22 protein-coding genes are annotated in these 24,888 nt (G+C 66.1%); 12 read left to right on the top strand and 10 right to left on the bottom strand.

Annotated features, from left to right (window positions below):
* Positions 1-124: 124 nt before the first annotated feature.
* From ACQP2D_RS16845 to ACQP2D_RS16835, 3 genes are all read right to left on the bottom strand, one after another.
* Positions 125-403, bottom strand: a complete 279-nt coding sequence (locus ACQP2D_RS16845) for a DUF1918 domain-containing protein (RefSeq protein WP_433684629.1) — start codon at positions 401-403, stop codon at positions 125-127.
* A 198-nt stretch (positions 404-601) separates the two neighbouring features.
* On the bottom strand, positions 602-928 hold the full coding sequence (locus ACQP2D_RS16840) for a WS/DGAT domain-containing protein (protein WP_433685678.1): 327 nt from the start codon (positions 926-928) through the stop codon (positions 602-604).
* Between the two features lie 386 nt (positions 929-1,314).
* A complete protein-coding gene (locus tag ACQP2D_RS16835) occupies positions 1,315-1,674 on the bottom strand; it encodes a hypothetical protein (protein ID WP_433684628.1) in 360 nt (119 codons plus the stop codon).
* 206 nt (positions 1,675-1,880) lie between these two features.
* Between ACQP2D_RS16835 and ACQP2D_RS16830 the strand changes: the two genes are divergently transcribed.
* The 4 genes from ACQP2D_RS16830 (at position 1,881) to ACQP2D_RS16815 (ending at position 5,777) form a co-directional block, all read left to right on the top strand.
* A complete protein-coding gene (locus tag ACQP2D_RS16830; protein WP_433685677.1) occupies positions 1,881-2,501 on the top strand; it encodes a TetR/AcrR family transcriptional regulator in 621 nt (206 codons plus the stop codon).
* On the top strand, positions 2,498-3,478 hold the full coding sequence (locus ACQP2D_RS16825) for an amidohydrolase family protein (RefSeq protein ID WP_433684627.1): 981 nt from the start codon (positions 2,498-2,500) through the stop codon (positions 3,476-3,478). Before ACQP2D_RS16830 ends, ACQP2D_RS16825 begins: the two co-directional genes overlap by 4 nt.
* The gene (locus tag ACQP2D_RS16820) at positions 3,478-4,440 is read left to right on the top strand and encodes an alpha/beta hydrolase family protein (protein WP_433684626.1); all 963 of its coding nucleotides are present in this window, start codon (positions 3,478-3,480) and stop codon (positions 4,438-4,440) included. Before ACQP2D_RS16825 ends, ACQP2D_RS16820 begins: the two co-directional genes overlap by 1 nt.
* A gap of 116 nt (positions 4,441-4,556) precedes the next feature.
* On the top strand, positions 4,557-5,777 hold the full coding sequence (locus tag ACQP2D_RS16815) for an arylsulfotransferase family protein (protein WP_433684625.1): 1,221 nt from the start codon (positions 4,557-4,559) through the stop codon (positions 5,775-5,777).
* Positions 5,778-5,835: 58 nt separating this feature from the next.
* Here ACQP2D_RS16815 and ACQP2D_RS16810 read toward each other — a convergent pair whose 3' ends face one another.
* From ACQP2D_RS16810 to ACQP2D_RS16800, 3 genes are all read right to left on the bottom strand, one after another.
* Positions 5,836-6,738 carry a helix-turn-helix transcriptional regulator gene (locus ACQP2D_RS16810; protein ID WP_433684624.1) on the bottom strand — a complete coding sequence of 301 codons (903 nt, stop codon included), beginning with the start codon at positions 6,736-6,738 and terminating at the stop codon, positions 5,836-5,838.
* A 101-nt stretch (positions 6,739-6,839) separates the two neighbouring features.
* Positions 6,840-7,403 (bottom strand): hemerythrin domain-containing protein, encoded by a 564-nt coding sequence (locus tag ACQP2D_RS16805; RefSeq protein ID WP_433684623.1) that lies wholly within the window; start codon positions 7,401-7,403, stop codon positions 6,840-6,842.
* Between the two features lie 238 nt (positions 7,404-7,641).
* Complete coding sequence (locus ACQP2D_RS16800) at positions 7,642-9,129, bottom strand: bifunctional phosphatase PAP2/diacylglycerol kinase family protein (RefSeq protein ID WP_433684622.1); 1,488 nt, start codon at positions 9,127-9,129, stop codon at positions 7,642-7,644.
* A 257-nt stretch (positions 9,130-9,386) separates the two neighbouring features.
* On the opposite strand from ACQP2D_RS16800, the gene ACQP2D_RS16795 reads away from it, so the two are divergent.
* Genes ACQP2D_RS16795 through ACQP2D_RS16785 form a run of 3 tightly spaced genes read left to right on the top strand, consistent with a single transcriptional unit; the run spans position 9,387 to position 12,401 of the window.
* Positions 9,387-10,871: a flavin-containing monooxygenase gene (locus ACQP2D_RS16795; RefSeq protein WP_433684621.1), complete on the top strand. Its 1,485-nt coding sequence runs from the start codon at positions 9,387-9,389 to the stop codon at positions 10,869-10,871.
* Complete coding sequence (locus ACQP2D_RS16790) at positions 10,868-11,764, top strand: SDR family oxidoreductase (protein ID WP_433684620.1); 897 nt, start codon at positions 10,868-10,870, stop codon at positions 11,762-11,764. Before ACQP2D_RS16795 ends, ACQP2D_RS16790 begins: the two co-directional genes overlap by 4 nt.
* A 13-nt stretch (positions 11,765-11,777) precedes the next feature.
* Positions 11,778-12,401, top strand: coding sequence for a TetR/AcrR family transcriptional regulator (locus ACQP2D_RS16785; RefSeq protein ID WP_433684619.1), 624 nt, complete (start codon positions 11,778-11,780; stop codon positions 12,399-12,401).
* A 19-nt stretch (positions 12,402-12,420) separates the two neighbouring features.
* Here the strand turns inward: ACQP2D_RS16785 and car are convergent, their stop codons facing one another.
* Positions 12,421-15,900 (bottom strand): carboxylic acid reductase, encoded by a 3,480-nt coding sequence (car, locus tag ACQP2D_RS16780; RefSeq protein ID WP_433685676.1) that lies wholly within the window; start codon positions 15,898-15,900, stop codon positions 12,421-12,423.
* Between the two features lie 170 nt (positions 15,901-16,070).
* Here car and ACQP2D_RS16775 point away from each other — a divergent pair, with 170 nt between their 5' ends.
* The 5 genes from ACQP2D_RS16775 (at position 16,071) to ACQP2D_RS16755 (ending at position 22,659) form a co-directional block, all read left to right on the top strand.
* Positions 16,071-16,700, top strand: coding sequence for a peptide deformylase (locus tag ACQP2D_RS16775; RefSeq protein WP_433684618.1), 630 nt, complete (start codon positions 16,071-16,073; stop codon positions 16,698-16,700).
* Between the two features lie 118 nt (positions 16,701-16,818).
* Complete coding sequence (locus tag ACQP2D_RS16770; protein WP_433684617.1) at positions 16,819-18,270, top strand: MFS transporter; 1,452 nt, start codon at positions 16,819-16,821, stop codon at positions 18,268-18,270.
* A gap of 191 nt (positions 18,271-18,461) precedes the next feature.
* On the top strand, positions 18,462-19,550 hold the full coding sequence (locus tag ACQP2D_RS16765; RefSeq protein WP_433684616.1) for an LLM class flavin-dependent oxidoreductase: 1,089 nt from the start codon (positions 18,462-18,464) through the stop codon (positions 19,548-19,550).
* On the top strand, positions 19,550-20,947 hold the full coding sequence (locus tag ACQP2D_RS16760) for an NtaA/DmoA family FMN-dependent monooxygenase (RefSeq protein WP_433684615.1): 1,398 nt from the start codon (positions 19,550-19,552) through the stop codon (positions 20,945-20,947). Before ACQP2D_RS16765 ends, ACQP2D_RS16760 begins: the two co-directional genes overlap by 1 nt.
* A 116-nt stretch (positions 20,948-21,063) precedes the next feature.
* Entirely contained in the window at positions 21,064-22,659 is a 1,596-nt protein-coding gene (locus ACQP2D_RS16755; protein ID WP_433684614.1) for a GMC family oxidoreductase, read from the top strand.
* A 6-nt stretch (positions 22,660-22,665) separates the two neighbouring features.
* On the opposite strand, the gene ACQP2D_RS16750 is transcribed toward ACQP2D_RS16755, so the two are convergent.
* The 3 genes from ACQP2D_RS16750 to ACQP2D_RS16740 are packed head-to-tail and all read right to left on the bottom strand — an operon-like array spanning position 22,666 to position 24,826.
* Positions 22,666-23,403, bottom strand: a complete 738-nt coding sequence (locus tag ACQP2D_RS16750) for an ABC transporter permease (protein ID WP_433684613.1) — start codon at positions 23,401-23,403, stop codon at positions 22,666-22,668.
* Entirely contained in the window at positions 23,403-24,161 is a 759-nt protein-coding gene (locus tag ACQP2D_RS16745) for an ABC transporter ATP-binding protein (protein ID WP_433684612.1), read from the bottom strand. The genes ACQP2D_RS16750 and ACQP2D_RS16745 overlap by 1 nt, the downstream gene beginning before the upstream one ends.
* On the bottom strand, positions 24,158-24,826 hold the full coding sequence (locus tag ACQP2D_RS16740) for an LppX_LprAFG lipoprotein (protein WP_433684611.1): 669 nt from the start codon (positions 24,824-24,826) through the stop codon (positions 24,158-24,160). The genes ACQP2D_RS16745 and ACQP2D_RS16740 overlap by 4 nt, the downstream gene beginning before the upstream one ends.
* Positions 24,827-24,888 lie beyond the last annotated feature (62 nt).

Here is a 24,888-nt window from a genome sequence, read left to right as displayed (position 1 = left end):
GCAATTGGCCGATTGAGCCGTAGGTCTCCCGTATGCAGTGCCGTCGGTCTCGGCCATGTAGTCGAACGGCCTGGTTGGCCGGCACCATCGATGGGCGGGCGCGCGTCCATCGGCGATTCATAGGTCAACTCGACCGGATTTCCTTCGCGGCGCGCTCCGAACGGCGTTGCACCGACGAGAATCGACTCGCCGCAACCTCTTCCTGGGCCCGCAATTCAGCCGCGCTGAGCACATGGGAGTCCGGACCGGGAAATGTCAGCGCCCGATGCCCTGTGTCGACCCAATGCACGAAATACGGCGGCGCCCCATCCGCACCGTGCACCTCTTCGATCAGCCCCCGCCGCACGTCGCCGTCGATGGTCCGCGCTTCGACCACCAGCCAATCTCCTGGCTTCGCCCGCATCCCGGACCTCCTTCATCCACGTCGTCCACCTCATCGTCGCCGCACCGGCGATGCGCGGACAGGGCCGTAGGTCTCCGCCATCCGGGGCTGTTGTCACCGATGCCCGATGCGCTTTGTGCAGCGTGCAGATCCGTGGTGCGCACCGACATCGCGATCGGGAGGCAGGCCAGATCCCCACCCCGTCCGGGCCACCCAGCATCAGCCGACACTTCGGCCCGGGAATGTTGGTCCCCAGCGTGCTGCGCCTGCCCTGGGGAACCATGCGACGATCCGGACGAGCGCCGCTGTGAACACCGTCGGCGCCCGCGTGGTCAGCGACAGCAGCGACTTCTTGGCCTCGGGTTCGCGACGGAACCGATGCCGCGCAATCTGTTCGTGGACGGCAATGAGGCGTTCGACCGGCTCGTCGATCTTGATCGGCAATCCAGCGATGATCGCCGAAACCCAGTTGTCCAATACAAATTTCGCGTCAGCCGTCCCCTGGTCGTCGCAGTTCCCATCTGACGAGCGCCTCGCCGAATACACCAACTTGCGACGCGCCGATTACGGGTACGGACGACGCGTTCGATTCCCGGGCTGAATCCCGGAGTTCGGGAACGTCAGAGCCACGCGTCGCGACCATGTACGCGACCGCGGGCATCGCTACCAGGAAGCAGGGCGATCAGCATGCGTAAGCGGGAGCCGACACGGACCCCGCCTGCGGGAAGGCATGGACCAGCCCGCGCTAACCCGCCGCCGCGTGGTACTGCTCGCGATGCTCGATCCACGGACGCTGCCGCTGCCTCGGTCATCGCCGACAACTCACGCAACCGTCGCTACGTATCTCGCCGGCCTCGAAGCCCGCCACTGGACTGGCATCCTTCTGTGGGCTACCACCTTGCAGCCACTGACATTTTCGTGCGGCCTCGAGGTCACGCATTGTGACGGCGCTGACGAAGGTGAATCGTCATCGTCTGCTTACTGACCGAGGCAGTGGTGCCCACCCCGTATCGAGAACGTCGATGGGAACTGCTGGCCTTGGCGCTGTACCGCGGTGGCAGACAAGCCGATGCGCTGCTCACCTGCTCGAGGAGAACACGCCGGGAGGAGAGTTGCTGAGCGTGACCAGCGATGGTCCCGGTGTGCTCGCGGATAGCCTGGCGATGGGGCGTGATCGCGCCTAAGTCGGCCGCCATGCCGAGCTCGAACAGTTCCAGGTCGCATTGGTGTTCACCCGCCAGAGCACCCCGCTCGTTGTGCAGATCCTCATGCGGGTCGCGCCGGTCAGTCATCGGCCAACTCCCTTTCAGAGCAGTCCGAGGCAATCATCACTATCGACCATCTCTCAGTCAAAGAGTTCTGAATTCTTCGTCACTATTGACTGCAACTGCAGAGTTGACGCTAAACTTGCGTCCGATGTGCCGAGCCCCGGAAAGGTGAAACAACCGTGGTCGAGCAGACTGGTGGGACCAACCTCGAGCCCACGCAGCCCAACCGCATGCAGCGACGCAAGGCGATCACACGTGGCGCGCTGGTGCAGGCGGCGCAGTCATTCCTTGCCAACGACAAACCCAATGTCCCGATTCTGGAGATCACGCGGGCGGCCGATGTCGGTATGGGCTCGTTCTACAACCACTTCGACAGCCGAGAGGAACTGTTCGACCTCGCCTTCGAGGAGGCGTTGGACCATTTCGGCGCGATATTGGACCAGCTCACGACCGACCTGGACGACCCGGCGCACGTGTTCGCACAGAGCTTCCGGCTCACCGGCAGGCTGCACCGTCGCCATCCGGTGCTCAGCAAGGTGTTGCTCAACAACTGGATCGCGTTCATCGGCTCGGACAGGGGGCTGGCCCCGCGCGCCCGCCGCGACATCGAGGACGCCGCCCGCGCGGGCCGGTTCGCCGTGGCCGATCCGGAGCTCGCACTGACGATCGTCGCCGGTTCAGCGCTGTTCCTGGGCCAGTTGCTGCACGATGCCCCCGAGCGTGACGACGCCGCGGCGACCGACCAGGTCACCGAGGACCTGTTGCGCATGTTCGGGATCCCTGCCGACGAGGCCCGCGACATTTGCCGCCGGCCACTGCCCGATCCCGACCAGCAGCCGGACAACTCGTGACCACCTCGGGCACCGGATTCATTGATGCGCACGCCCATTTCGTCACCGGCGCGTATGTCGCGGCCGCGCGGGCCGCGGGCCACGAACGACCCGACGGCATGCCCGGCTGGCCCGAATGGTCGGCCGAAACCCACCTCGACCTGATGGACCGCAACGGCATCGACACGGCGATGCTGTCGATCTCGTCTCCCGGTGTCCACTTCGGTGACGACACGGCCGCGCACCGGCTTGCCAGACACGTCAACGAGTCCGGCGCCGAGGTGGTGCGCACCCACCCCGGCAGATTCGGCTTGTTCGCGTCGCTGCCGTTGCCGTCGGTCGACGGCGCCGTCGACGAAATCGGCTACGCCTTCGACGTGCTCGGCGCGGACGGGGTAATCATCGGAACCAACAGTGGTGGTGTCTATCTCGGCGACGAGCGCCTCGAGCCGGTCTGGGCCGAACTCGATCGCCGCGGCGCGGTCGTGCTGCTGCATCCGACCGCGCCGGTGTGCTGGCAACAGACCGCGCTGGGCCGCCCGAGCCCGGTCATCGAATTCATCTTCGACACCGCCCGCGCGGTCACCGACATGGTGTTCGCCGGCACCCTGGTGCGGCACCCACGGCTGCGGGTCGTCGTCCCACATTGCGGCGGCGCGCTACCGGTACTCGCCGACCGCGTCAACGGCTTCCTCGGGCTGCTCCGAGGCCGCTCTGCCGACACCCACGATGTGGTGGAGCAACTGCGCCGACTGTATTACGACACCGCGGGCACACCGTTTCCACGACAGATCCCGGCCCTGCTCGGCCTGACCGAACCCACGCACCTGCTCTACGGCAGCGACTATCCCTGGACCCCGGCCCCGATCGCGGAGCTGCACACGGCCGCCTTCACCCACGCCCCATGCCCGGGCAACACCACCTGGCGGGCGTTGACCACCGCCAACGCCCGCCGACTGTTTCCCCGCCTGGCCGGACCCCCGGCAGAGGAGTCATAGTGAACAAGACCCAACGACACCACGACCGCGGTTACCCCCGACGAAACGTCCTCGCCGGGTTTGCCGTCGCCGCCGGAGCTCTGGCCGCGACTGGACTGAAACAGACTGCCGCACACGCTGATCCGGCCACAACCGCCGCCGGTGTCCAGCAGTTGCGGCTGCTGGACGGGGCGATCACCGGGCGCTATCGCCTGGCCGATCGATCCCACGCCGGAGCACCGCTGATCGTGTACCTGCACGGCGGCGGGTCGTCCTCGGCCGAAGCCGACATACCCGGGCATTCCCAACTGGAGTTGAGCGCCGTCCACGGGTATTCCGCGTTCGCGCCCGATCGGCCCGGCTACGGCGGCAGCGCCTCGCTGAACGTCCCCGACGACAGCGACGACGGGCTCTTCGACGCCAACGCGGCCCGGCTCGACGACGCCATCGCCGAGATATGGCGCACCTGGAGCAGCGATTGCTCCGGCGTCGTGATCCATGGCTCGTCCATCGGCGGCGCGGTCGCGCTGACCCTGATCGCCCGGTGGGCGGCCGGGAACCGCCGCGGCGAAAACCGGTGGCCGCTGCTCGGATTGGGGGTCTGCGATATCGGGCAGCAACCCCGGCCCTACGCGACCGATCTGTGGCACGCCTTGCCCGACGTGCAAACGCTCAGCCTCGGCGGCTCGAGTATCGTGCGGCCGGAGTTGCTCGAGATCACCGGGGCGTGGCCACGCGGAAACTGGGCGCGGGTGAGTTCCGAGGTTCCCGTCCCGGTCTACTACCGCCTGGCCCGCAACGATCAGCTTTGGGTCGAAAACAACACGCTCACTAAGCAATTCGCCGACTCCCTGCGTACCCGCTCGCCACGGGTCGATGCCGCAGTCATGGACGACGGAGCGTTCCACCCGATCCCGAAAAGCCCCGCCGCCGATCCCTACAACGCTCAGTTCATGGACTTCGTCGCCGGTCTCACCGCCTGACCGGCCCCTTCGATCGCCCGTCGCCGATGCCACGAAATTATCTGCCGCCGGACTCGCTCAACACCGACAACAACTAAGTACCCCGTCTTGCCGCAACGACTTTCGAAAGGACTCAGATGACCAGGACCGTTCAGAATGTGCGACGGATTGCCGCGATCTCGCTCGCCGCGGCCGTCACGGCGTCGATACCGCTGGCGGCGTCGGCAGCGCCGTTGCTGCCCAGCATGCCGGTCGGTACGCCGACATACACGGTGAACGTCAACGACCCGAACGGCGCCCCCGGCTACATCTACTACTCCACCGGGGTCAGCGCCGCGGCCATGCTACCCGGACTCGGGCAAACCCTGTCCCAGATTCCGACGCTCGCCCCGGCCAACGTCGTGCTGGACAAGGCCGGCCACCAGGTGTGGCGCTACGACCCGCCGAAAGGCCAGGACGTATCCAACTTCCGCACCCAAACCTATCGTGGGCAGCGCGTGCTGACCTGGTGGCAGGGCAGCGCGGTAGGCGGGCACGGTTCCGGTGCTGACTACATCGCCGACGAGCACGGCCACATCATCGAAACTCTCACTCCTGGTGACGAATTGGCCTCCGATGTGCACGAGTTCCTGCTGACCCCGGACGGCCGCGCACTGATCACCTCCTACCGGCAGATTCCCGCGGACCTGTCCGCTATCGGCGGCCCGAAGGACGGGCAGCTGTACGACTCCATCGCGTCGGTGGTCGACGTCGCGACGAAAAAGGTTCTGTTCCAATGGGACCCGGCGCAGCACGTCCCACTGACCGACACCACCCAGACCGGCACGTTACCCAGCGACACCATCTACGACCCGTACCACATGAATTCCATCGCACTCGACCCCGACGGGAACCTGGTCATCTCGATGCGCAACACCTCCACGGTGTACGACGTGGATATCCACACCGGAGCGATCAACTGGCGGCTCGGCGGCAAGCATTCGACCCTGGACCTCGGCCCGGGCGTCGAGTTCGCCTTCCAGCACGACGCCGAATTCGCCGACCCGTCCACAGTGCGGCTGTTCAATGACAACTCCAGCGGCCAGACCACGCTCGGCGCCTCTAGTGTGGAATGGATCCACATCGATCCCGCCGCCCACACCGCCACCCTCGCGCGCAACCAAACCCACCCGGACGGCTTCGTCTCCGCCGCCATGGGCAATGCGCGAGACCTGTCGGGCGGCGACACGTTCGTCTGCTGGGGCTGGGCGCCGCACCTGTCCGAATTCACCCCCACCGCACAGCTGGTCTACGACGCCACGCTGCCAACGGGCGCCTATCGGGCCTACCTCGAAGATTGGGCACCCACGCCCCAGTAATCCGGCCCGGCACCTCGACACCATCCGGTCCACGGCAGCTCACGCAACGAGCCTCCCGCTACCCCGCAGCAGCGTGATACTGCTCGCGATGCTCGATCCACGGACGTTGCCGCTCTTCCTCACTCATCGCCAACAACTCACCCAACTTCACCCACGCCCCCTCATCGACCGGCGTGTAAATCTGCATCCACGCATGCGGCAGCGCAGGCAAGCTCATGCTCGTCAAGAACATCTCCAACTCCCCCACCGCCAAATTCCGGATCTGCTTGGTCCGACTCGCTGGCACCGCCACATCATTACGCGCCCACAACGACGCGAAAGGCTCACTCTCAGTACACAACTCAGCGATGAAATCCTGCCAACCCGGATCACCGAGGTTCTTCGCATACGAACCACGCAGATAACCGACCATGCGCCGCAGATCATCCCAATTATGGAGATACGTATTGCAACACTCCGGAGTCAAGAAAACCCGGCGTGCAACGTTACGTTCCCCCATCACAAAGCCCGGGCACAGTGCCTCATACGACTTGTTGTGCGCGAGCACGTCATAACGAGGGCTCAACACCACTCCCGGCAAAGGTTCGAGATGATCCAAAATCACCTGAAGCTCTTCCGGCAGAGCCGTTCCCGCATGCGCGGTCGGCACCGTCGGCACATCCGCCAGCCGATACAAATGCGCCTTCTCCGCCGCATCCAACGACAAAGTCCGCGCCACCGCATTCAAGACCTGTACGCTGACATTGATTTGGCGCCCCTGCTCCAGCCAGGTGTACCAAGTTATTCCGATTCCGGCCAGTTGGGCGACCTCCTCGCGGCGTAGGCCGGGAGTGCGGCGGCGTGGGCCTGGGGGAAGGCCGACGTCTTTGGGGGTGATTCGCGCGCGGCGGGACTTCAGGAAGGCGCCGAGTTCGGCGCGGCGTGCCTTGCGTACTGCGCGGACATCTACCACATCGGTCATCCTGTGATGATCCCGGAATCTGCTAGCGGTATCCAGGTGCTGCCAGTACTAGTTTCAGGCGGCGCGGGCCGTGGCCCTCGTCGCCTCGGCTGGACTGCGCGTCAGTGACCGTTCGTATGGCGCCAATCGCGGACGGCGTCGCGGACCCGGTCGAATACCGCCAATGGTGGACTCGTCACGAGGTTCGCCAGTCCGGTCTCGCCGGCGTGCGGATGCGGGCGGGTGGGCGCGACCTTTTCGGCGGCGCGCAACATACCTGCCCAGCGTTCGAGTTGATTCACCGAGAACTGCTTGCGCAGGAACGGGAATTCCTCGGTCTCCTCGTTCGCGGCGTGCGCGGTGAAGGCAGCGGCGAAATCGACTAGCTTCGTATCGAATTCGGGATGGTCGACGCCGAGATCGTACAGTTCGGCAAGCGCATGCTTGACCGCGTTCTCCTCCACGAGTCTCGGCCTGATGATTTCATCGGCGCCGAATGCCGAGCGCCGCGCCACCGCGTGTACGACTTCCTCTTCGGCGGTTTCGTGCACCGCCAGCAGCCGCACCATCTCGGTGAACAGTTCCCGCTTATCGTCCTGGCCCGCTTTCAGCTTGTCGAGCAGGTGCCGGATCTGCTCGTGCTGGGCAGTCAGCAGGTCGATCGCATTCTCATCCAGGTTTCCCATCGTGCACCTCGTTTCTGCGCCGACGGCGGCGGTGTATTTCATATACTCCTCCGTGGACCGACCAGCGCGCCACGTTCCGGTCGAATAACCAGCCGACCGTTTATCCGCCCCGAGATGCGGTAGCAGGCCGTTTGCCCGCCGCGCCCGGGTAGGTCGGCGGGATGACGGTCGTCGTCGGCTACGTGGGACCTGCGCCGATACCGGGGTATCGCCGAAGCCTGCCATGAGCGGGGCTGGGTCAGTGGACATCGGCGGGACGGAACAAGGTCAATGTCGCGGGTCGGCTGGTGAAGGTGAAGTCCGTGCCGCGCTCGTCGACCTCACCATCGGCGGCCAAGGCGACCGGGCCGCTGTCGACGTGCACGGTCAGCCGTTCGGATCGGCGGTGTACGTAGGTCGCGGAGCGGTCGAGCGTCCCGGTGAGCGTGGCCCAGATCAGGCGGGTTCGCGAGAACGGCATATCCGCGCGCAGATATCGCACGTCGAGGGCGCCGTGGTGCAGCGCGGGGCGCGCCATCGGGATCTGGTGGGCGGGCCGGTAATGGCCGTTGCCGACGAACAGCATCCAGATGCCGGTATCTACGCCGTCGATGCTCACCCGCAGCGGCTGGGCCCGAAACAGTGCGCGCACCATGGCGATTCCCGCGGCAGGCCATTTGCCCAAGCGCGACTCCCAGCGTTCCCTGGTCCGGACGAAGTCCGGATAGCCACCCAGACTTGCCGTGTTGACGAAGGTGCGGGCCGCGAGCCCGTCCGATCGCACCTGGGCCGTATCGGTCTGGACCACTTGGCCCGATGCCAATGCGGTCAGGGTCTGTTCCAGCCGCTCCACGCCGGTGTCGCGGGCGAAATGGTTGAGAGTGCCACCCGCGAACACCGCGAGCGGCAGCCGATGTTCGACCGCGGCCGCCGCGACGGCCGATACCGTCCCGTCGCCGCCGAATACGCCGAGTGCGACGATATCGTCCCGGCTGGCTCGGTCGTCGAGTTGCGCGGCGAGATCGTCGGCCACCTCCAGAATCGTTGCGTCGGGCAGACTTTCGCGAAGTGACCGAAATTGTTCGGCATCGGTGCCACCGCCGGATTGGGTATTGGTCACCAGCAGCAGGCCGCCACCGTCGGTCACCGGGGCGATTCGAAGATCCGGCCCGAGTTCGGCGGGCATATCCTCGCGCTGCGCCCACCACCGCCGGGTGCCGAGGGCTATCGCACTGCCCAATGCCGCCCCGGCGAGCACATCCGAAGGCCAATGCACGCCGATGTGCACGCGTGAATAGCCGACGGCCACCGCTATCGGCGCGATGGCGACCGCCGCTGCCGGGGATTCGAGGGCGACACCCGTCGCGAAGGCCGCGGCGGATGCGGCATGCCCGGAGGGGAACGAGGAGGACACCGGCGGTGTCACCAGCCGCCGCACGAACGGCACCGACTCATCGGGCGGCCGGCGCCGAGGAAATAGTGGCTTGGCCACACCATTCGCCACCGAGCTGGCCAGCGCGACGGATACGAGCCCACGCACGGCCGCCCGTCGCGGTGCGCGACCGCCGAGCAGCGCCAGCACCGCCGCCACCGCCAACCACAGTCGGCTGTGGTTGGCACTCGTGCTCAAGGTCCGCAGAAACCTATCGGCGGGCGTCGGCCGCACCCGCGCACTGCGCGCCACCAGCCACGCATCCATCCGTCCCGCGAGCTTCCGCCGCGGCGCATTCGATTTCCGCTGCCCCATGCTCCCAGGCTATCGGCACCCACGCGGTCGGCCACCGCGCAGAAGGCCATTGCCCCCGGTCGAAGATGCGCCATGAGTGACGCGATCGACGAGTCGAACCCCCATTCGACCAGCATGGAGCCGGGTCAGACACCACCGCGCCCTTGACACTCGATGTCCATATAGGAATCATCTGATGCCATTGGAATCAGATGATTCCTACAAGGCGCGAGAGCGCTGGCGCCACGTGTGCGCGACCCGTCCGGCGAGGAGTACAGATGGATCAGCCGACAACGCGACCACAGGACAACCATGTGCCGATCGTGATCATCGGCGCCGGATTCGCGGGGATCGGGTTGGCCGCGAAATTGCGTGAAGCCGGATTCCGTAACTTCGTGATTCTCGAGCGCGGCACCGATCTCGGGGGTACCTGGAGCGCCAATACCTATCCCGGCTGCGCGTGCGATGTCCCCTCGATGCTGTATTCGTATTCGTTCGCACCGAATCCGAATTGGTCTCGGCGTTACGGCACGCAGCCGGAGATCCTCGAATACCTGCGCGGCGTCGCCGATAAATTCGGTGTGCCGCAGCATATTCGCTACAACAGCGAGGTGCTCGACGCGAGGTGGGACGAGACCGCCGGACTATGGCGTATCTACACCGGGCAACGTTCGTTTACGACCGATGTGCTCGTCTCGGCGATCGGGCCGTTCAGCGAGGCGCAGATCCCCAGCCTGCCCGGCATCGCGAATTTCGCCGGTACCCAATTCCATTCCCTGCACTGGGATCACGGCCACGACCTGACCGGTGAGCGGGTCGCGGTGATCGGCACCGGCGCATCGGCGGTGCAATTCATTCCGGAGATCCAGCCGGTGGTTGGTCAGCTGACGGTATTCCAGCGTTCGGCGCCGTGGATCGTGCCGCGCATGGATTGGGCGACGACCGCTGTCGAGCGCACACTGCTGCGACGGATGCCGTTGCTGGGCAAGACGATTCGCGCCGCCTATTTCACCGGCATCGAGGGATTCGGGCTGGTGGGGTTCGTGGACAAGCGGTTCCGTCACCCGTTCGAGGCATTGGGCCGGTGGCAGCTGCGTCGGCAGGTTCCCGATCCGCTGCTGCGCCGAAAGCTGACACCCGACTACATGATCGGTTGCAAACGCGCGATCTTCTCCGACGCTTATTATCCGGCGTTGACACAGCCGAACGTCGACGTGGAGACCTCCGGCATCGCCGAAGTCCGGCCACGATCGATCATCACCCGCGACGGCACCGAACACGACGTGGATACGATCATCTGGGGTACCGGATTCGGCGTACCACCGCGGATATTCGAAGCCATCCACGACACCGCCGGGCGCACCCTCGCACAGCTGTATCGGCAACGCCCGCAAAGCTATCTCGGGACCTCCGTCACCGGATTCCCGAACTTCTTCACCACCCTCGGCCCGTTCGGCGCGGCCGGAAACCAATCCGCCATCTTCATGATCGAGGCCCAGATCCGCTACATCGTGGATGCGGCAAAGCGCATGCGCGACAATGGTCTTCGCCGCATCGAGGTGCGACCGCAGGCGCAGCGGGCCTTCGTCGAGGAGATGGAGCAGCGCAGCCGGGACACGGTATGGGTCACCGGCGGCTGCCGCAGCTACTACCAAACCGCCGACGGCAATCACAATGCCGGGCTATATCCGAACTGGAGCTTCGAATACGCTCGCCGCACCATGCGATTCGACGCCGACGCCTATCTCACCGAGGCACCATGAACCTCTCGCGACTCTTGCCGACGGACACCGACTTCGACGTGGCTGACAGGGTCGCCGTCATTACCGGGGCCGGGCGCGGCATCGGCGGCGAACTGGCCCGCATCCTGCATCGGCGTGGCGCCACGGTCGCGATGCTCGATCTCGAAGAGGCCGAAGTCGGCACTGCCGCAGCGCGACTGGGATCGCGAGCGTTCGCGCTGCGCGCCGATGTCGCGGACCGCGACGGCATGGTCGAGGCCATCGCAACGGTTCGTGAACGTTTCGGCCGGATAGATCTAGTGGTCGCGAACGCCGGTATCGCCCCGACACCCGCCACGCTGCGGACCATGGACCCGGCCGACTTCGACCGCGTCATCGGCGTCAATCTGACCGGCGTCTTCAATACCGTCCGCCCCGCGCTCGACGATATCGTCGCCACCGGCGGACATGTCGTGGTGGTGTCCTCCTGTGCCGCGTTCGCACCGGGTATGGGCGGTTCCCCGTACATGATCAGCAAGGCCGGTGTCGAACAGCTCGGTCGCGCATTGCGGGTCGAACTCGCCGTGTCCGGCGCCAGCGCCGGGGTCGCCTACTTCGGCATCGTCGATACCGCGATGACCCACCACACGCTCGACGACGACGAATTCGGCCGCGCCGCCGACGCCATGTTGCCCTGGCCGCTGAACCAGCGCATCAGCGCCGCCGACGCCGCGCTCGCCGTCGCCGATGGCATTGCCCGCCGCGCCCCGCGCACCATCGCACCTCGCGTATGGGAGCCCTATTCCCTGCTGCGCGGCGCGATCAATGTGCTGATGGATCAGTACCTCAGCACCGATGAACAGCTCCGGGATCTGCTCCGCAAGCTGGAACAACGCGCGGGCACGCGCCCGCCGAATGCGTCGACGCGCCCATGACATGATCGAATCCGTGAGTTCGTCAGCCAGCACGTGGCGCGGCAGCACCATGGCGAGCCGGTCCGCCGAACGCCGCGAACAGCTCGTGCGGGCCGGATACGCGCTGCTCGGCGGCGAGGGCGCGGCGGCGACCACCATGCGGGCGGTCTGCCGCGAGGCGGGGTTGAGCCTGCGCTACTTCTACGAGAACTTCCCCGATCGCGAAGCCCTGCTCATCGAGGTCTACGACCAGACGGCCCGCGGACTGCTCGATACCGTCACGACCCGGCTGCGCAATGCCCCAGCCGACGAAACCGGCCGAGCCCGAGCGGCTTTCGACGCCGCGGCACAGTACTTCCAGGACGACCCCCGCCGCGGACGGATCATGTTCCGAGAAACCCTGGCCGATGACACCCTTCGCGCCCACGGCGCCGACGCGCTTCCGGCCTTCGTCACACTCGTCGCCACCCAACTCGCACCGGAGCAGGCCGCACGGTTCGCCACCGCTTCCGGCCGGATTCCCCGGCCGGTCAGCGCGATATCCGGTGCACTGCTCGCGCTATTCCTCGACTGGCTCGACGGCGATATCGAGTCCGACCGCGAGACGGTGGTCGACTACGCCACCCGCCTCACGATTACCATCCTCGAGCTCGGCTGAATCCCAGCTTCGAGCGGATTCACAGCAGACCGCGCAGCCGAAGATCGCTGACGTACTTTTCGATGAGCGCGGGTGTCAGGTGCGGGATATCGTGCTCGGGCCCGATATTCGCGGCTTGGACCGCGGCGGTGAAACCCTTCGCCGGAATGGCGGAGCCGCGGATGGGCGGCGCCGGACGGCGGTAGGCGTGCAGCAGCGGCAGCACCGACGCCTGGCGCTGCTTCTCGGGCAGAGCGCGCAGGGCGGTCTCGAACCGGGTGAACCACTCCTGATAGTCGTCGATCCGCCGGATGGGGTGGCCGGATCCGACCAACCAGTCCACGAATTCGTCGAGGGAGATGCCATCGTCGTGCGGGTTGAGCACGTCGAAAGTTCGGAAGCCTTTGCGCACCTCGGCACCAAGGGTGGTGATCGCCTCGGCGGTGAAGTCGGCGGGCAGGCCGTCGTAGTGTCCGCGTCGACGTTTGCCGTCGGCATCGGTCTCATAGAAGGAATACGGGGCGATGCCGGTGGCGACCAGACTGAGCAGCAGCCGGGTGAACATATCCGGGATATTGAGCTGGCCGCTGAATCGGCTGTGAGCCAGAATCATGTCGGATCGGAAGACCGCGACGGGTAGTCCGCACCGATCGTGTGCTTCCCGCAGCAGCACCTCGCCCGCCCATTTGCTGTTGCCATAACCATTGGCGTAGCTCTCGTTGATGGCACGTGTGGGGCTGATTCGACGGATATCGCCGTCCTCCTCGAAGGCCGAGGGCTGAACCTGATCGGCGACGGCCACGGTGGACAGATAGGTAAAAGGCTTGATCCGCGTGGTGATGGCCAAGCGGATGAGTTCCGCGGTACCAACGACATTGGGGCCGAAAAGCTGGTCATAGGGCAGGACGTGATTGACCAGTGCGGCGGGGTGCACGACCAGATCGACCGTATCGGCCAGCCGATGCCAGGTCGCATCGTCCAAGCCGAGATTCGGCTCGCCGATATCGCCGGGCAGCACCTCCAAGCGGCGGGCGGCCAGCTCCCGGTAGTGTCGGATCAGTTCCGGGTCACCGCTGTCGAAGGCGGCGTCGAGCCGGGCGCGGGCGGCGGCCGCATCTTTGCCGCGGATGACGCAGATCAAGGTGCCGCCGGTTTTATCCAGTCGCTCCAGCCATTCCAGGCACAAAAAGCGGCCCAGGTAGCCATTGGCACCGGTCAGCAGCACGGTCCGGGTCGCGGTCGTGTGCGGGAGAGACGTTGCGGTGGTGAGTGCTTGCGCATCGATGAATTTGTCGAGCGTCAGTTCATCGGCACGCGCGAGGTCTTTCCGAGCATGTACCGAGCCAAAGGTGGGCCGGATCGCCCCGGAACCCTGTGCCGATTCGACGTAGTCGGCCAATTCGCGCAACCCGTTGGCCGGGCTGACGATGACGCCGACCGGCACCTCTACATCGAAGATATCGCGGAGCAGATTCGAAAACGACAGTGCGGAAAGGGAATCGCCGCCGAGATCGGTGAAATGCGCATCCGGTCGCAGATCGGTGGTGGCACAACCGAGTAGCGCCCGTGCGGCGCGGCTGACGGTGTCCAGCACCGGTAGTTCGGCGGCTTCACGGCGCAACGTCCGCAGTTCGTCCGCCTGCCCCTCGGCCAGTTCGGCGTACAGCTGCTGCAACCGGTCGCCGTAGCGCTCGATCAGCTTGGGGCGCAATAGTTTGCCGATACCGGAGAGCAGACCGTTGTCGGCGCTGAACGGTTCGGTCTCGATCAGGAAATCGCGCGGGATCTCATAGGAGTGCAATCCGGCGTCCTTGGCGATCCGTTGCAGCGAATCGCTCAGTGCCGCTTTCGGATCGGCGCTGCGCAGCACCGCTTCGGTGGGCACGATCACCGCGAGCAGATAGGCGCGCTCACTGCTGCCGTAGACGAAGATCTGCTCGAGCAGCGGACTGGTGGCATATACGGCCTCCAGATGCGCGACTGCGACGAATTCACCCTGGGACAACTTGAGCACATTGTTGCGGCGATCCACGTATACCAGCTGATCGGGCCCGAGTTCGGCCACGATGTCACCGGTCCGGTAGAAGCCGTCCGCATCGAAGATCTCCGCGGTGACCTCGGGCCGCTTGTAGTAACCAGGAATCATGGTCGTGGTCTTCAACAGCAGTTCGCCGCGCGGATGCGGCTGGTCGGTGCCGAAATACCCCAGCTCGGGCACGTCGACCAGCTTGTAGTCGATGACCGGTGGACGGCAGATCAGGTTATCGATCATGATGCTGCCGCCGGCTTCGGTCGAGCCGTAGCCGTCGTGCAGGTCCAGATCGATGACCGACTCGATGAAGGTCTTCATCTCAGCGGCCAGCGGTGCGCTGCCGACGATCGCGGTAATGAACCGGCCGCCCAGAAAGTCACCGCGCAGTTCGGCTTTCACCACACGCTCGAGTTCGGCGCGGTCGATACCCGGTTCGGAGCGTCGCGCCATTTCACTCTGATAGCGCTGAAAGACCATATCGCACACGCGAGGTACGAAGAACAGCTCGGTCGGGCGCACCAGGCCGATATCCTCGAACAACGTCGAGATATCGCTCTTGGCCGTGAAATAGGCGGTGCCGCCGCGGGCCAGCACTCCGTACAGCGCCATGCGCCCGGCGACATGGCTCATGGGCATGTAGTTCAGGTTGACCGCGGCCACCTCGGCTTGGGCCAACCACATCGCCGTCACCAGCCCAGCGGTGTACATGGCCCCTTTGGGGGTTCCGGTACTGCCGGAGGTGTAGATCAGCAGTGTGAGCGCGTCGCCGTCGGGAACGAACAGTGGCGCGGGTGGCAGAGCGCGCCCGCGTTCGACTACCGAATCCAGTGACTCCACCACTATCGGTGTGTTCGCGAGCCGATGCCGGGCCGATTCGAATGCTTCGCGCTGATCGTCGTCCTCGGGGTGGTAGTCGAAGACGACCAGCCGTTCCGGCGTCGGTCCCGCCACTACGCATTCGATCGCGGCATCGAGGTTTTCGGGGGTCGCGGCGAGGATGCGCGGAGCGGTCTCCGCGAGGATCGCCGACAGCTGCGCGGGTGATGCGCTCGCCTGCAGCGGCACGGCAACCGCGCCGAGGTACAGACATGCCAAGTCGAGGGCGATGTAGTCGCTGCTGGTGAAACCCAGCGTCGCGACGAAATCACCGACGCGCAGCGGGTTTTCGGGATGGTGCTGCCAGTCCGCGGCGATCGCGGCGACCCGCGCCCACAGCTCCCCGTAGGTGATGGTCTCGAATTCGGGCAGCAGTCGCAGGGTGCGGCGGCCCGCATCGTCGGTGGTCGGTTCGCTGACGCGATGCCCGAGGGCCGGGCGATCCGCATAGCCCGTCATCACCATCTCCGCGATCTGGGCCGGACTGAGTCCCGGCTCTCGAATCGCGGCGAAGATCTGTGGGTCCGGTCGCGCGTCGCGGATCTGCGGATAGGTGGCATACAGGTCGGTGATGCGGCCGATCAGCCGCTCCATCTGGGTATCAGTCATCATCATGGCCAGCCTCCTTCGGCGGGTTGCCAACCGACGGTTGTTCCGTTCACATAGAAAGGCGCCTATATTTACTAATAAGTTAGCTTGCCTAAATATTCCTGGCTCGACCGAATTGGGCAGTGAATCCGGCCGGATCATGCCGCCACCTGCCGACTTGCGATCCTGAGACCATGATGGTCCCCCTCCCCGATCTGGTCGAGAGCCTGCTCGACAGCCCGCGCCCACTGCCCATTGTCACCGCGGGCGACCCCGTCCTTCGCACCCCCGCCGCCCGATACGACGGGCAGCTCACGGACGCGCAGCTGGGCCGATTGGTGCTCGCGATGCGGGAGACGATGCATGCCGCGCCGGGTGTGGGGCTCGCCGCGCCGCAGGTCGGGGTACCACTGCGACTGGCGGTGCTGGAGGATCCGGCCGAGGTGACCGACGAGGTGCGCGCGGCCCGCGCCCGGGTCCCGCTGCCGTTCCGGGTCCTGATCAATCCGACCTACGAACCGATCGGCGATATCCGGGCCGCATTCTTCGAAGGCTGCCTCAGTATCCCGGGTTGGCAGGCCGTGGTCGCACGCCACGCCAGCGTGCGGCTGCGCGGCCAGGACGAACGCGGTCGCGAACTGGATGAGGAAGTGTCCGGCTGGCCCGCGCGCATCGTGCAACACGAGACCGACCACCTCGACGGCACCCTCTACATCGATCGCGCCATCACCCGCTCCCTCACCAGCGCCGAAGCCCTGACCGACCGCTGGTCCCAGCCGACTCCCGCTGCCGCGGCCGCCGCCCTCGGCTTCGAGTTCCCCTGACCGTTTCGCATGTGCATACTGCGATGGGACCGAGCGTTCGGTCGCTATCCAGGTGTTGCCAGTACCAGTGTTACTGGACTCCTGTTACTGGTGTCGGGTCGGCTGCAAGCTCTAGAACATGACCCAGACCTTGCAGCCGAGTACCGCTGCGGCCACGTCGGCCGTTGCGGGTCCGGCCGTTCAGCCCGCCGCGTTCGGTGCGCGGCGGACCATCGCGGTGCTCGCGGTATTGCTCACCGGACAGTTCATGGCGGTGCTCGACGCGTCGATCGTCAATGTCGCCATACCTTCTATTCGTACCTCGTTGCATACCAGCGGATCCGCATTGCAGTTGATCGTCGCCGGATATGTGATCGCCTATGCCGTACTGCTCGTCACGGGTGCACGATTGGGTGATCGGTTCACCCAGCGTCGCACCTTCATCACCGGGCTCGCGGTGTTCACCGTCGCCTCGCTGGCGTGCGGGCTGGCGTGGAATGAGCTGTCGCTCATCGTGTTCCGGTTCGTCCAGGGTGCGGGTGCGGCCGCGATGATTCCGCAGATCATGACCATGATCCAGCGGAACTTCACCGGCAATGCGCGGGCCAAGGCGCTCAGCGTGTACTCCGCGATCATCTCCGGCGGCATGGTCGTCGGCCAGGTGGCGGGTGGACTGATCGTCAATGCCGACCTGTTCGGGAGCAGCTGGCGTGGTGTATTCCTGGTCAATGTGCCGATCGGCGCGGTGCTCCTGCTGATCGCCCCGCGGGTTCTGCCCTCGGCCACAGCGCGATTCGATCGAAAGCTGGATCTGGCCGGTCTGACGATGCTCACCGTGTCGGTGCTGCTGCTCGTGCTGCCCATGGTATTGGGACATGAGCAGAGCTGGCCGCTGTGGACGTGGATTGCCTTGGGCGCCAGTGTGATCGGTATCGGATTGTTCGTGCTGATCGAGCGGGCGGTCGCGGCACGCGACGGTGAACCGCTCTTCGCCCAGCGCGTGCTGAAGTCGCCGGGACTGGCACTGACCGCGGGCACGCTGTTCACGATCATGGCCACCTTCGGCGGCTGGATGTTCGTCATGGCCATCCACTTGCAGAGCACCCTCGGCTACACCGCATTGCACGCGGGCCTGCTGTTCATCCCGATGGGTGCGACCTTCGCACTGGCCAGTCTGAACTGGGAGCGCATCCCGCATCGCTTCCACGCCACCATGATTCCGCTCGGCCTGGTACTCGCCGCTATCACGATGGTGGTGCTCGGCGTGATGCTGCGCGACGGTGCGGATTTCGGCCCGCTGGCGCTGGTCGTCTTCGGCATCCAGGGCATCGGCAACGGTCTGGCCTTCAGCCCGCTGATGACCCGCACGCTGGCCAAGATCCCCATGGCCCTCGCGGCCGATGCCAGCGGCATTCTGGTCACCAGCGTGCAGCTCGGCGTTGTGGTCGGCATCGCCTGCTTCGGGTCGGTATTCCTGGGCCTCGCGGGAACCACGGCGGTCTCGGCAGCACATGCCTTGGGCGGGACGGCGGTCGCGGAAGGTGTCACGGTGCTGGCGGCTGCGGCGCTGTCCGCTCGTGCAGCACGGTAATCCCGACAGATGATCCCGGGTTCGCCGTTCGGACGGCGAACCCGGGATCGCGCCGTTGCCGGACTCGGTTCGGAACGGTCACGGTGTAGCGGCCCGACACTGCGCCACACCGCGATCCGAAGCTGGGCCGATTCGGATCAGCGCGACGCTAATGCTGGCGGCAGCGAGCAAGTTTGACGATCGTCATACCTATGAGCAGGAGCGGAAATGTCTTCGCCGTGGGCATCGAATTGGATGGCGAGGGATATCACCCGGCTGCGTGGCGGCGGGCCGCGCATGCGCCCGATGCCTTCCTTACTGGCGATACGCTGCGCAAACGCGTCAGTGCGGCCGAGAACGCAGGCTTTACGCTCGCGAGCTTCGACGATTCGATCCTGCCGCCCGTCGGACATGCGGCCGCACGCATCGATGGGGTGACGCGGGCCTCGTTCGTTGCGGCGACCACCAGCACCATCGGACTGGTGGCGACCGTGGCGACCACCTACGCGGAACCGTTCCACACCTCCTCGCAGCTGGCCACACTGGACTATGCCTCGCGCGGGCGCGCCGGCTGGATCGCGACCACCATCGCCGACCCGGCGGCCGCCGCCACCTGGGGTCGGCCCGCACGCAGCACCGAATCGGAGCTCGCACGCGAACAACGGGATTCGATCGAAGTCGCGCGCCGACTGTGGGACTCATGGGAGGACGACGCCGTCGTGCGCGACTACGCCGCGAGCCGTTTTCTCGATCGAGACAAGTTGCACTACATCGACTTCACCGGCGAGACCTTCTCGGTGAAGGGTCCGGCGATCGTGCCACGGCCACCGCAGGGGCAGGTGGTCGTCTTCGCCGATGACACAACCGAATCCGGCGCGGCGGACGTAATACTCGTCGCGGGGCGCGATCTCGCACAGACCCGCGCCGCCGCCGACCGCGCGCGGGCCACCGGCGCACTGGTCTTCGCCGAACTCGATGTCGCCCTGGACATCCCGCATGCGACCGCCGCTGAACGCATCGCCGATCTCGACACGAACGCCACCGCGAATCCCACAGAGCGCCTGACGTTCTCGGGCTCACCCACCGACCTCGTCCGCCTCCTTACCGAACTCGCACACCATGTCGACGGCGTGCGCCTGCATCCGGCCGTCATCGACGAAGACCTCCCGGCGCTGGCGCGCCATGTCCTGCCCGCACTGTTCCGATCCGGTGTGATCCACCGCCCGGTGCCGGGTTCGACCCTGCGCGCCAACCTCGGCCTGGCGCGGCCGATCAATCGATACGCGAAGGATCAGCACTGATGACTACAGTCTCGGGCGACAGTCGGGCGGCGGGTGGACGCGAGGTTCCGTTCCCCGACGCACAGGTTCATTTCGGCGTCTTCTTCCAGGGTGTCAACCACTCCACCATCTGGTCGGATCCGAGCAGCGGTTCCCAGATCGACTTCGAGACGTTCCGGCGCATCATCGGCACCGCCGAGCGCGGACTCTTCGACGCGTTCTTCCTCGGTGAGGGCCTGCGACTGCGCGAGCAGAACGGTCAGCTGCTCGATACCGATATCGCGGGCCGTCCCGATGCCATCGCCCAGCTGGCGGCGCTGGCCGGAATCACGCGGCACATCGGTCTGGTCGCCACCCAGAACACCACCTATAACGAGCCCGCCGACCTCGCGCGCCGACTCGCCGGACTGGACCTGCTCTCCGGCGGCCGCGCGGGCTGGAATGCCGTCACCACCGACAATGCCTGGACCGGTGAGAATTTCCGCCGCGGCGGTTTTCTCGACCACGCCCAGCGCTACGAGCGCGCGGGTGAATTCATCCGGACGGCCCGCGAGATCTGGGATGCCTGGGCCGACAATGCGATCGCGAACGCACGTCACGACATCCACTGGGCCGCACCTGATTCGGTGCGCACCGTGACCCGCGATAACGAGCACTTCCAGGTCTCCATCACCCCGACCCTGCCGCGCAGCGCCCAGGGCCATCCCGTGATCTTCCAGGCCGGTGATTCGCCAGCGGGCCGCGATTTCGCGGCGGCCAACGCCGATGTCATCTTCTCCAGGCACGGAACGCATTTCGATGCCGCGCTGGCGTTCGCGAACGATATTCGCGAGCGTTCGGTGGGTGCGGGCCGGCCGGCCGATGACATCAAGATCCTGCCCGGGACCCAGATCGTGCTGGCCGAGAAGGAATCCGAGGTGGAGGAGAAGGCGCGGTGGGTGCTGGAGGCGCAATTCACCGGTCAGACCGCGCTTTCCCTGGTCGGCCAGGTGTGGGGTCGCGATCTGTCCGACCTCGATCCGGATGGCCCGCTGCCCGCCGACGATCCACGGCCCCAGGTGATTTCCGGTGAACGCGGCGCCCAACGCGACGGGCAGGACCCGGTGGCGATCGTGCGGGAATGGCGGGCGCTGGCCGAGGCCAAGAATCTGTCGCTGCGTCAGGTCGCCATCGAGACCTCGCAGCGATCCGGCTTCGCGGGCACCCCCGGCCAGGTCGCCGATGAGCTGACCCGCTGGGTCCGCCACGGCGCGACGCACGGGTTCAATATTTCGCCGTATCTGGTGCCCACCGGTCTCGATGAGATCGTCGACTGGCTGATTCCGGAACTGCAGGAGCGCGGCGCGTACCGCACCGAGTACACCGGGACCACCCTGCGCGAACATCTCGGACTCCGACCGCCGCTGACCTGGCGCTGACCGCCACACCCACTAGATCTGATCCGGGAAAGACGTCCGGTTTGTCACCGAAACCGAACGCCGGACCGCGTTTTGCTCGTATGTTTGCCATACGCAGCGCAGATCGGAGTGGGACAGTGCAAGCAGGAGCTACCGCGGACTATGTGATCGTCGGCTCCGGGTCCGCGGGTGCGGTCCTGGCCAATCGGCTCAGCGCCGACCCGAATGTCACAGTGGTGGTGCTGGAGGCGGGACCGCCGGATAAGAACAGGTTCGCCCATATTCCCGCGGCGTTCGCGAAACTGTTCCGCTCGGAGGTGGACTGGGACTACCTCACCGAACCGCAGCCCGAGCTGAAGAATCGCCAGATCTACTGGCCGCGCGGCAAGATGTTCGGCGGCTCGTCGTCGATGAACGCGATGATGTGGGTGCGCGGATTCCGCGCCGACTACGACGAGTGGGCGCTGCTGGCCGGAGACGAGTGGGGGTTCGCGGCGGCGGTCGAGCAGTTCCGCAAGATCGAGAGCGTCGAGGACGCCCAATACCCGGATGAGGGCGCGAACGGGCCGCTGCATGTCTCCCGACAGCGCAGTCCGCGCGCGCTGACGGCGGCCTACCTGGCCGCGGTCAAGGAGTCCGGGTTCGAGGTCGAGCCACCGAACCGGCCGCAGCCGGAGGGGTTCAGCGAGACCATGGTGACCCAGCACGGCGGCAGGCGCTGGAGCACCGCCGACGGGTACCTGAAGCCCGCCATGCGCCGCCCGAATCTCATTGTGCATACCGAGGCGCTCGCGTCCCGAATCATCTTCGAGACCTCACCCTCCGGGGCGCGGCGCGCGACGGGGGTGGAATACCGCCAGGGCGGCAGCACCCATACCGTGGCGGCCCGGCGCGAGGTGGTGCTCTGCGGCGGCGCGATCAACAGCCCGCAGCTGCTCATGCTCTCGGGTATCGGCGACGAGGATGAACTTGCGCGCCACCACATCCCGCTGGTGCACCATGCACCCGAGGTGGGTGCCAATCTGCAGGACCATCTGGTTGCGGCGCTCGGCTACGGTGTCGAATCCGATTCGCTGTTCACCGCGGAAAAGCCGCTTCAGCTACTCGACTATTTCATCCGGCACCGCGGCATGCTCACCTCCAATGTCGGTGAGGCGTACGGGTTCATCCGCAGCCGCTCGGATCTCGAATTGCCGGATCTGGAGCTGATTTTCGCGCCAGCGCCGTTCTTCTACGAGGGCCTGGTGGATCCGACCGAGCACGGCGTGGTGCTGGCGACCGTACTGCTGCGCCCGCACAGCCGGGGTCGCATCTCACTGGCGTCCAGCGATCCGACCGCCAAACCGGTCATCGACCCGCGCTACCTGTCCGATAGTGGCGGCGCGGACCGGGCCGCGATCATGTCGGGTCTGCGGGTCTGCGCCGAACTCGCCGCCGCTCCGGCCATGAAGGCGGTACTCGGTCCGCTGATCTATCCGCCGCAGGCGCCCGCGGAAATGGAAGCCGCGATGGAACTGACGCTGAACGGCTTCTCGCACACCCTGTACCACCCGGTCGGCACCTGCCGGATGGGTTCCGACGCGAGCAGTGTGGTCACGCCGCGACTGGAAGTGCGTGGAGTGCAAGGACTTCGCGTCGCCGACGCGTCGGTCATGCCACTGCTGATTCGCGGACACACACACGCGCCGAGCGTGTTCATCGGTGAGCAGGCGGCCGATTTCATTCTCGGCTGACCAGCGTCACTCTGCTCGGCGGCGCAGGGTAGCCGCGCCGCCGAGCAGAGTCGCGACCGCGAACCCTGCGATGGCCAGCAGATCCAGCCACAGCGTGGTGGTCGGCAGTGGGAAGGTGCCGACCTCACTCATAGCGTCGGCCGCGTAGCGCAGCGGCATGACATCACTGGCCAGTTGCAGCGCGGTGGACATCTCTGCGCGCGGCCAGATCAGCCCACACATCAGGACCTGCGGAAATACGACGGCGGGCAGGAATTGCAGCGCTTGGAATTCGGTGCGGGCGAAGGCACTGGTCAGCAGGCCGGTGCAGCAGCCGAGGATGGCCGTCGACACCCCGATCAGCAGTACCGTCGCGATATTGCCCTGGGTGCGCAGCCCGAGCAGCCCGTAGGCGACGGCCGCGGCGATACACGCCTGTAGCGCGGCGAGCGCCGCGAAGGCGAGGGCATAGCCGAACAGCAGATCCAGCTTCTGCAAGGGTGTGCTGAGCAGGCGTTCGAGTGTGCCGCTCACTCGCTCACGCAGCATGGCCACGCTCGTGACCAGGAACATCGACGTGAACGGGAAGATGCCGAGCAGCATCAGGCCGATCTGGTCGAAGATATCGAGGCGATCCACGAAGATGAACCGCAGCAGAGTCAGCAGGAGACTGGGCACGAACAGGACCAGCAGCACGGTACGGCGGTCGTGTCGGATCTGGGTCAGTACTCGGGCCGTGGTCCAGAGTGTGCGTGAAATCGACATCAGGTCAGCACCTTTCGTGCCTCGGAGGTGACGTCCCGTGCCAGAATCAGTCGGAGGAATGCCTCTTCCAGATTGTCGGCGTCGGTGGCGGCGCGCAGATCGCCCGGCGTCGCGTCGGCGAGCAGTCGGCCCTCGCGCAACAGCAACAGCCGGTCGCAGCGGTCGGCCTCATCCATGACATGACTCGATACCAGCAGGGTGGTGCCCGCCGCAGCGAGGGCATGGAATTGCTGCCACAGGTCCCGGCGCAGCACCGGGTCGAGTCCGACGGTCGGTTCGTCCAGCACCAGGACGGCGGGACGGGCCAGCAGTGCGCATGCCAGCGAGACCCTGGCGCGCTGGCCGCCGGACAGCGAGTCGACGAGGCGATCGGCGAGGTCGGCGAGTCCGACATCACGCACTGCCTCATCCGCGGCGGCGAGGCCGCTGCCCTGGATGCGGGCGAAGTAGTGGGCGTTCTGGCGAATCGTGAGATCGCCGTAGACCGAAGGTTGTTGAGTGACATAGCCGATCCGTGCGCGCAGCGCGACCGCGCCCGCGGGCAATCCGAGCACGGTGACCCGACCGCCGGTGATCTTTTGCACGCCGACGATGGCGCGCAGCAGGGTCGTCTTGCCGGAGCCGCTGGGGCCGAGCAAACCGGTGACACTGCCCGTGGCGACGGTGAAATCGAGGTTGTGCAGTATCTTCGACTTCCCGCGCCTGACCGTTAGTTCCTGTACTTCGATTGCGCTGCGTGCTGTTTCGAGTTCGGTCATGCTCTGCCGCCCTGTCGGCTCTTGATCGGCGAAGTCGTGCTCACATCGGAGACCGTTACGTCCAGTTGTGCGCCCGGGCTGTTCGGGAAGGTGATGGTGGTGTGCAGTGGTAGGTGCGCGCCGCGCACGCGCAACCACACGGTCAAAGTCGCGTCGGTGCCGGCCGCGGGCAATAGGGCGCGCAGCGTCTCCGCCGGTACCACGGCCCGCACCTCGAACGCGTCGATACCGGTGAAGTCCGCTCGCGCAACGGTTTCGGCCTCGCGCAGCGAGCCGATCAGGCGAGCCATGGCACCGTTGCGTCCGATCAGTCCGGTCGGATCGCCTACGCCGACATTCGACGGCAGAGAGGTCCTGGTCCCGTCCGGGGCGATGCCGACCACTTTGCCCTCGGATGTGACGAACCGGGTCGTCGGTCCGATCACCGGAATCGCCGTGCCCGTCGCCGTACCGCCTTGCGCGGTCGACAGGTCCGCCTCGAGTCGGCGCAGAGCAAGCCCCGGCACCGCACCGTCGGCCCGCAATACCAGATGCGCGGAATGCACCGCGCCGGTGGAGATTGCGGCATCACGCAGCATCAAGTCGGCGTCGGGCAATCCGCCGTCGCCGCACCCCGCGATCACCGCGGTGCCCGCGACTACGAAAGCTGCTCTTCGGTAGCGCACCGAAATACCTCCTATGGGTAGTGTCGCTACCCATAGACTAGGGGGCGAAGGGTAGGATTACT

It is taken from the genome of Nocardia sp. CA-119907, assembly GCF_050955995.1.
Lineage (GTDB): Bacteria > Actinomycetota > Actinomycetes > Mycobacteriales > Mycobacteriaceae > Nocardia.
Note: the sequence above shows the minus strand (reverse complement) of the source record. Positions and strands in the feature narration are given on the sequence as shown.

What these genes read in the sequence shown, in the direction of transcription:
- ACQP2D_RS16800 (WP_433684622.1), bottom strand. Translation starts at nt 9,129, where the DNA reads ATGGGGCAGCGGAAATCGAATGCGCCGCGGCGGAAGCTCGCGGGACGG.
- ACQP2D_RS16795 (WP_433684621.1), top strand. Translation starts at nt 9,387, where the DNA reads ATGGATCAGCCGACAACGCGACCACAGGACAACCATGTGCCGATCGTG.
- ACQP2D_RS16845 (WP_433684629.1), bottom strand. Translation starts at nt 403, where the DNA reads ATGCGGGCGAAGCCAGGAGATTGGCTGGTGGTCGAAGCGCGGACCATC.
- ACQP2D_RS16770 (WP_433684617.1), top strand. Translation starts at nt 16,819, where the DNA reads ATGACCCAGACCTTGCAGCCGAGTACCGCTGCGGCCACGTCGGCCGTT.
- ACQP2D_RS16835 (WP_433684628.1), bottom strand. Translation starts at nt 1,674, where the DNA reads ATGACTGACCGGCGCGACCCGCATGAGGATCTGCACAACGAGCGGGGT.
- ACQP2D_RS16830 (WP_433685677.1), top strand. Translation starts at nt 1,881, where the DNA reads ATGCAGCGACGCAAGGCGATCACACGTGGCGCGCTGGTGCAGGCGGCG.
- car (WP_433685676.1), bottom strand. Translation starts at nt 15,900, where the DNA reads ATGATGACTGATACCCAGATGGAGCGGCTGATCGGCCGCATCACCGAC.
- ACQP2D_RS16810 (WP_433684624.1), bottom strand. Translation starts at nt 6,738, where the DNA reads ATGACCGATGTGGTAGATGTCCGCGCAGTACGCAAGGCACGCCGCGCC.
- ACQP2D_RS16750 (WP_433684613.1), bottom strand. Translation starts at nt 23,403, where the DNA reads ATGTCGATTTCACGCACACTCTGGACCACGGCCCGAGTACTGACCCAG.
- ACQP2D_RS16775 (WP_433684618.1), top strand. Translation starts at nt 16,071, where the DNA reads ATGATGGTCCCCCTCCCCGATCTGGTCGAGAGCCTGCTCGACAGCCCG.
- ACQP2D_RS16760 (WP_433684615.1), top strand. Translation starts at nt 19,550, where the DNA reads ATGACTACAGTCTCGGGCGACAGTCGGGCGGCGGGTGGACGCGAGGTT.
- ACQP2D_RS16745 (WP_433684612.1), bottom strand. Translation starts at nt 24,161, where the DNA reads ATGACCGAACTCGAAACAGCACGCAGCGCAATCGAAGTACAGGAACTA.
- ACQP2D_RS16805 (WP_433684623.1), bottom strand. Translation starts at nt 7,403, where the DNA reads ATGGGAAACCTGGATGAGAATGCGATCGACCTGCTGACTGCCCAGCAC.
- ACQP2D_RS16790 (WP_433684620.1), top strand. Translation starts at nt 10,868, where the DNA reads ATGAACCTCTCGCGACTCTTGCCGACGGACACCGACTTCGACGTGGCT.
- ACQP2D_RS16815 (WP_433684625.1), top strand. Translation starts at nt 4,557, where the DNA reads ATGACCAGGACCGTTCAGAATGTGCGACGGATTGCCGCGATCTCGCTC.
- ACQP2D_RS16765 (WP_433684616.1), top strand. Translation starts at nt 18,462, where the DNA reads ATGAGCAGGAGCGGAAATGTCTTCGCCGTGGGCATCGAATTGGATGGC.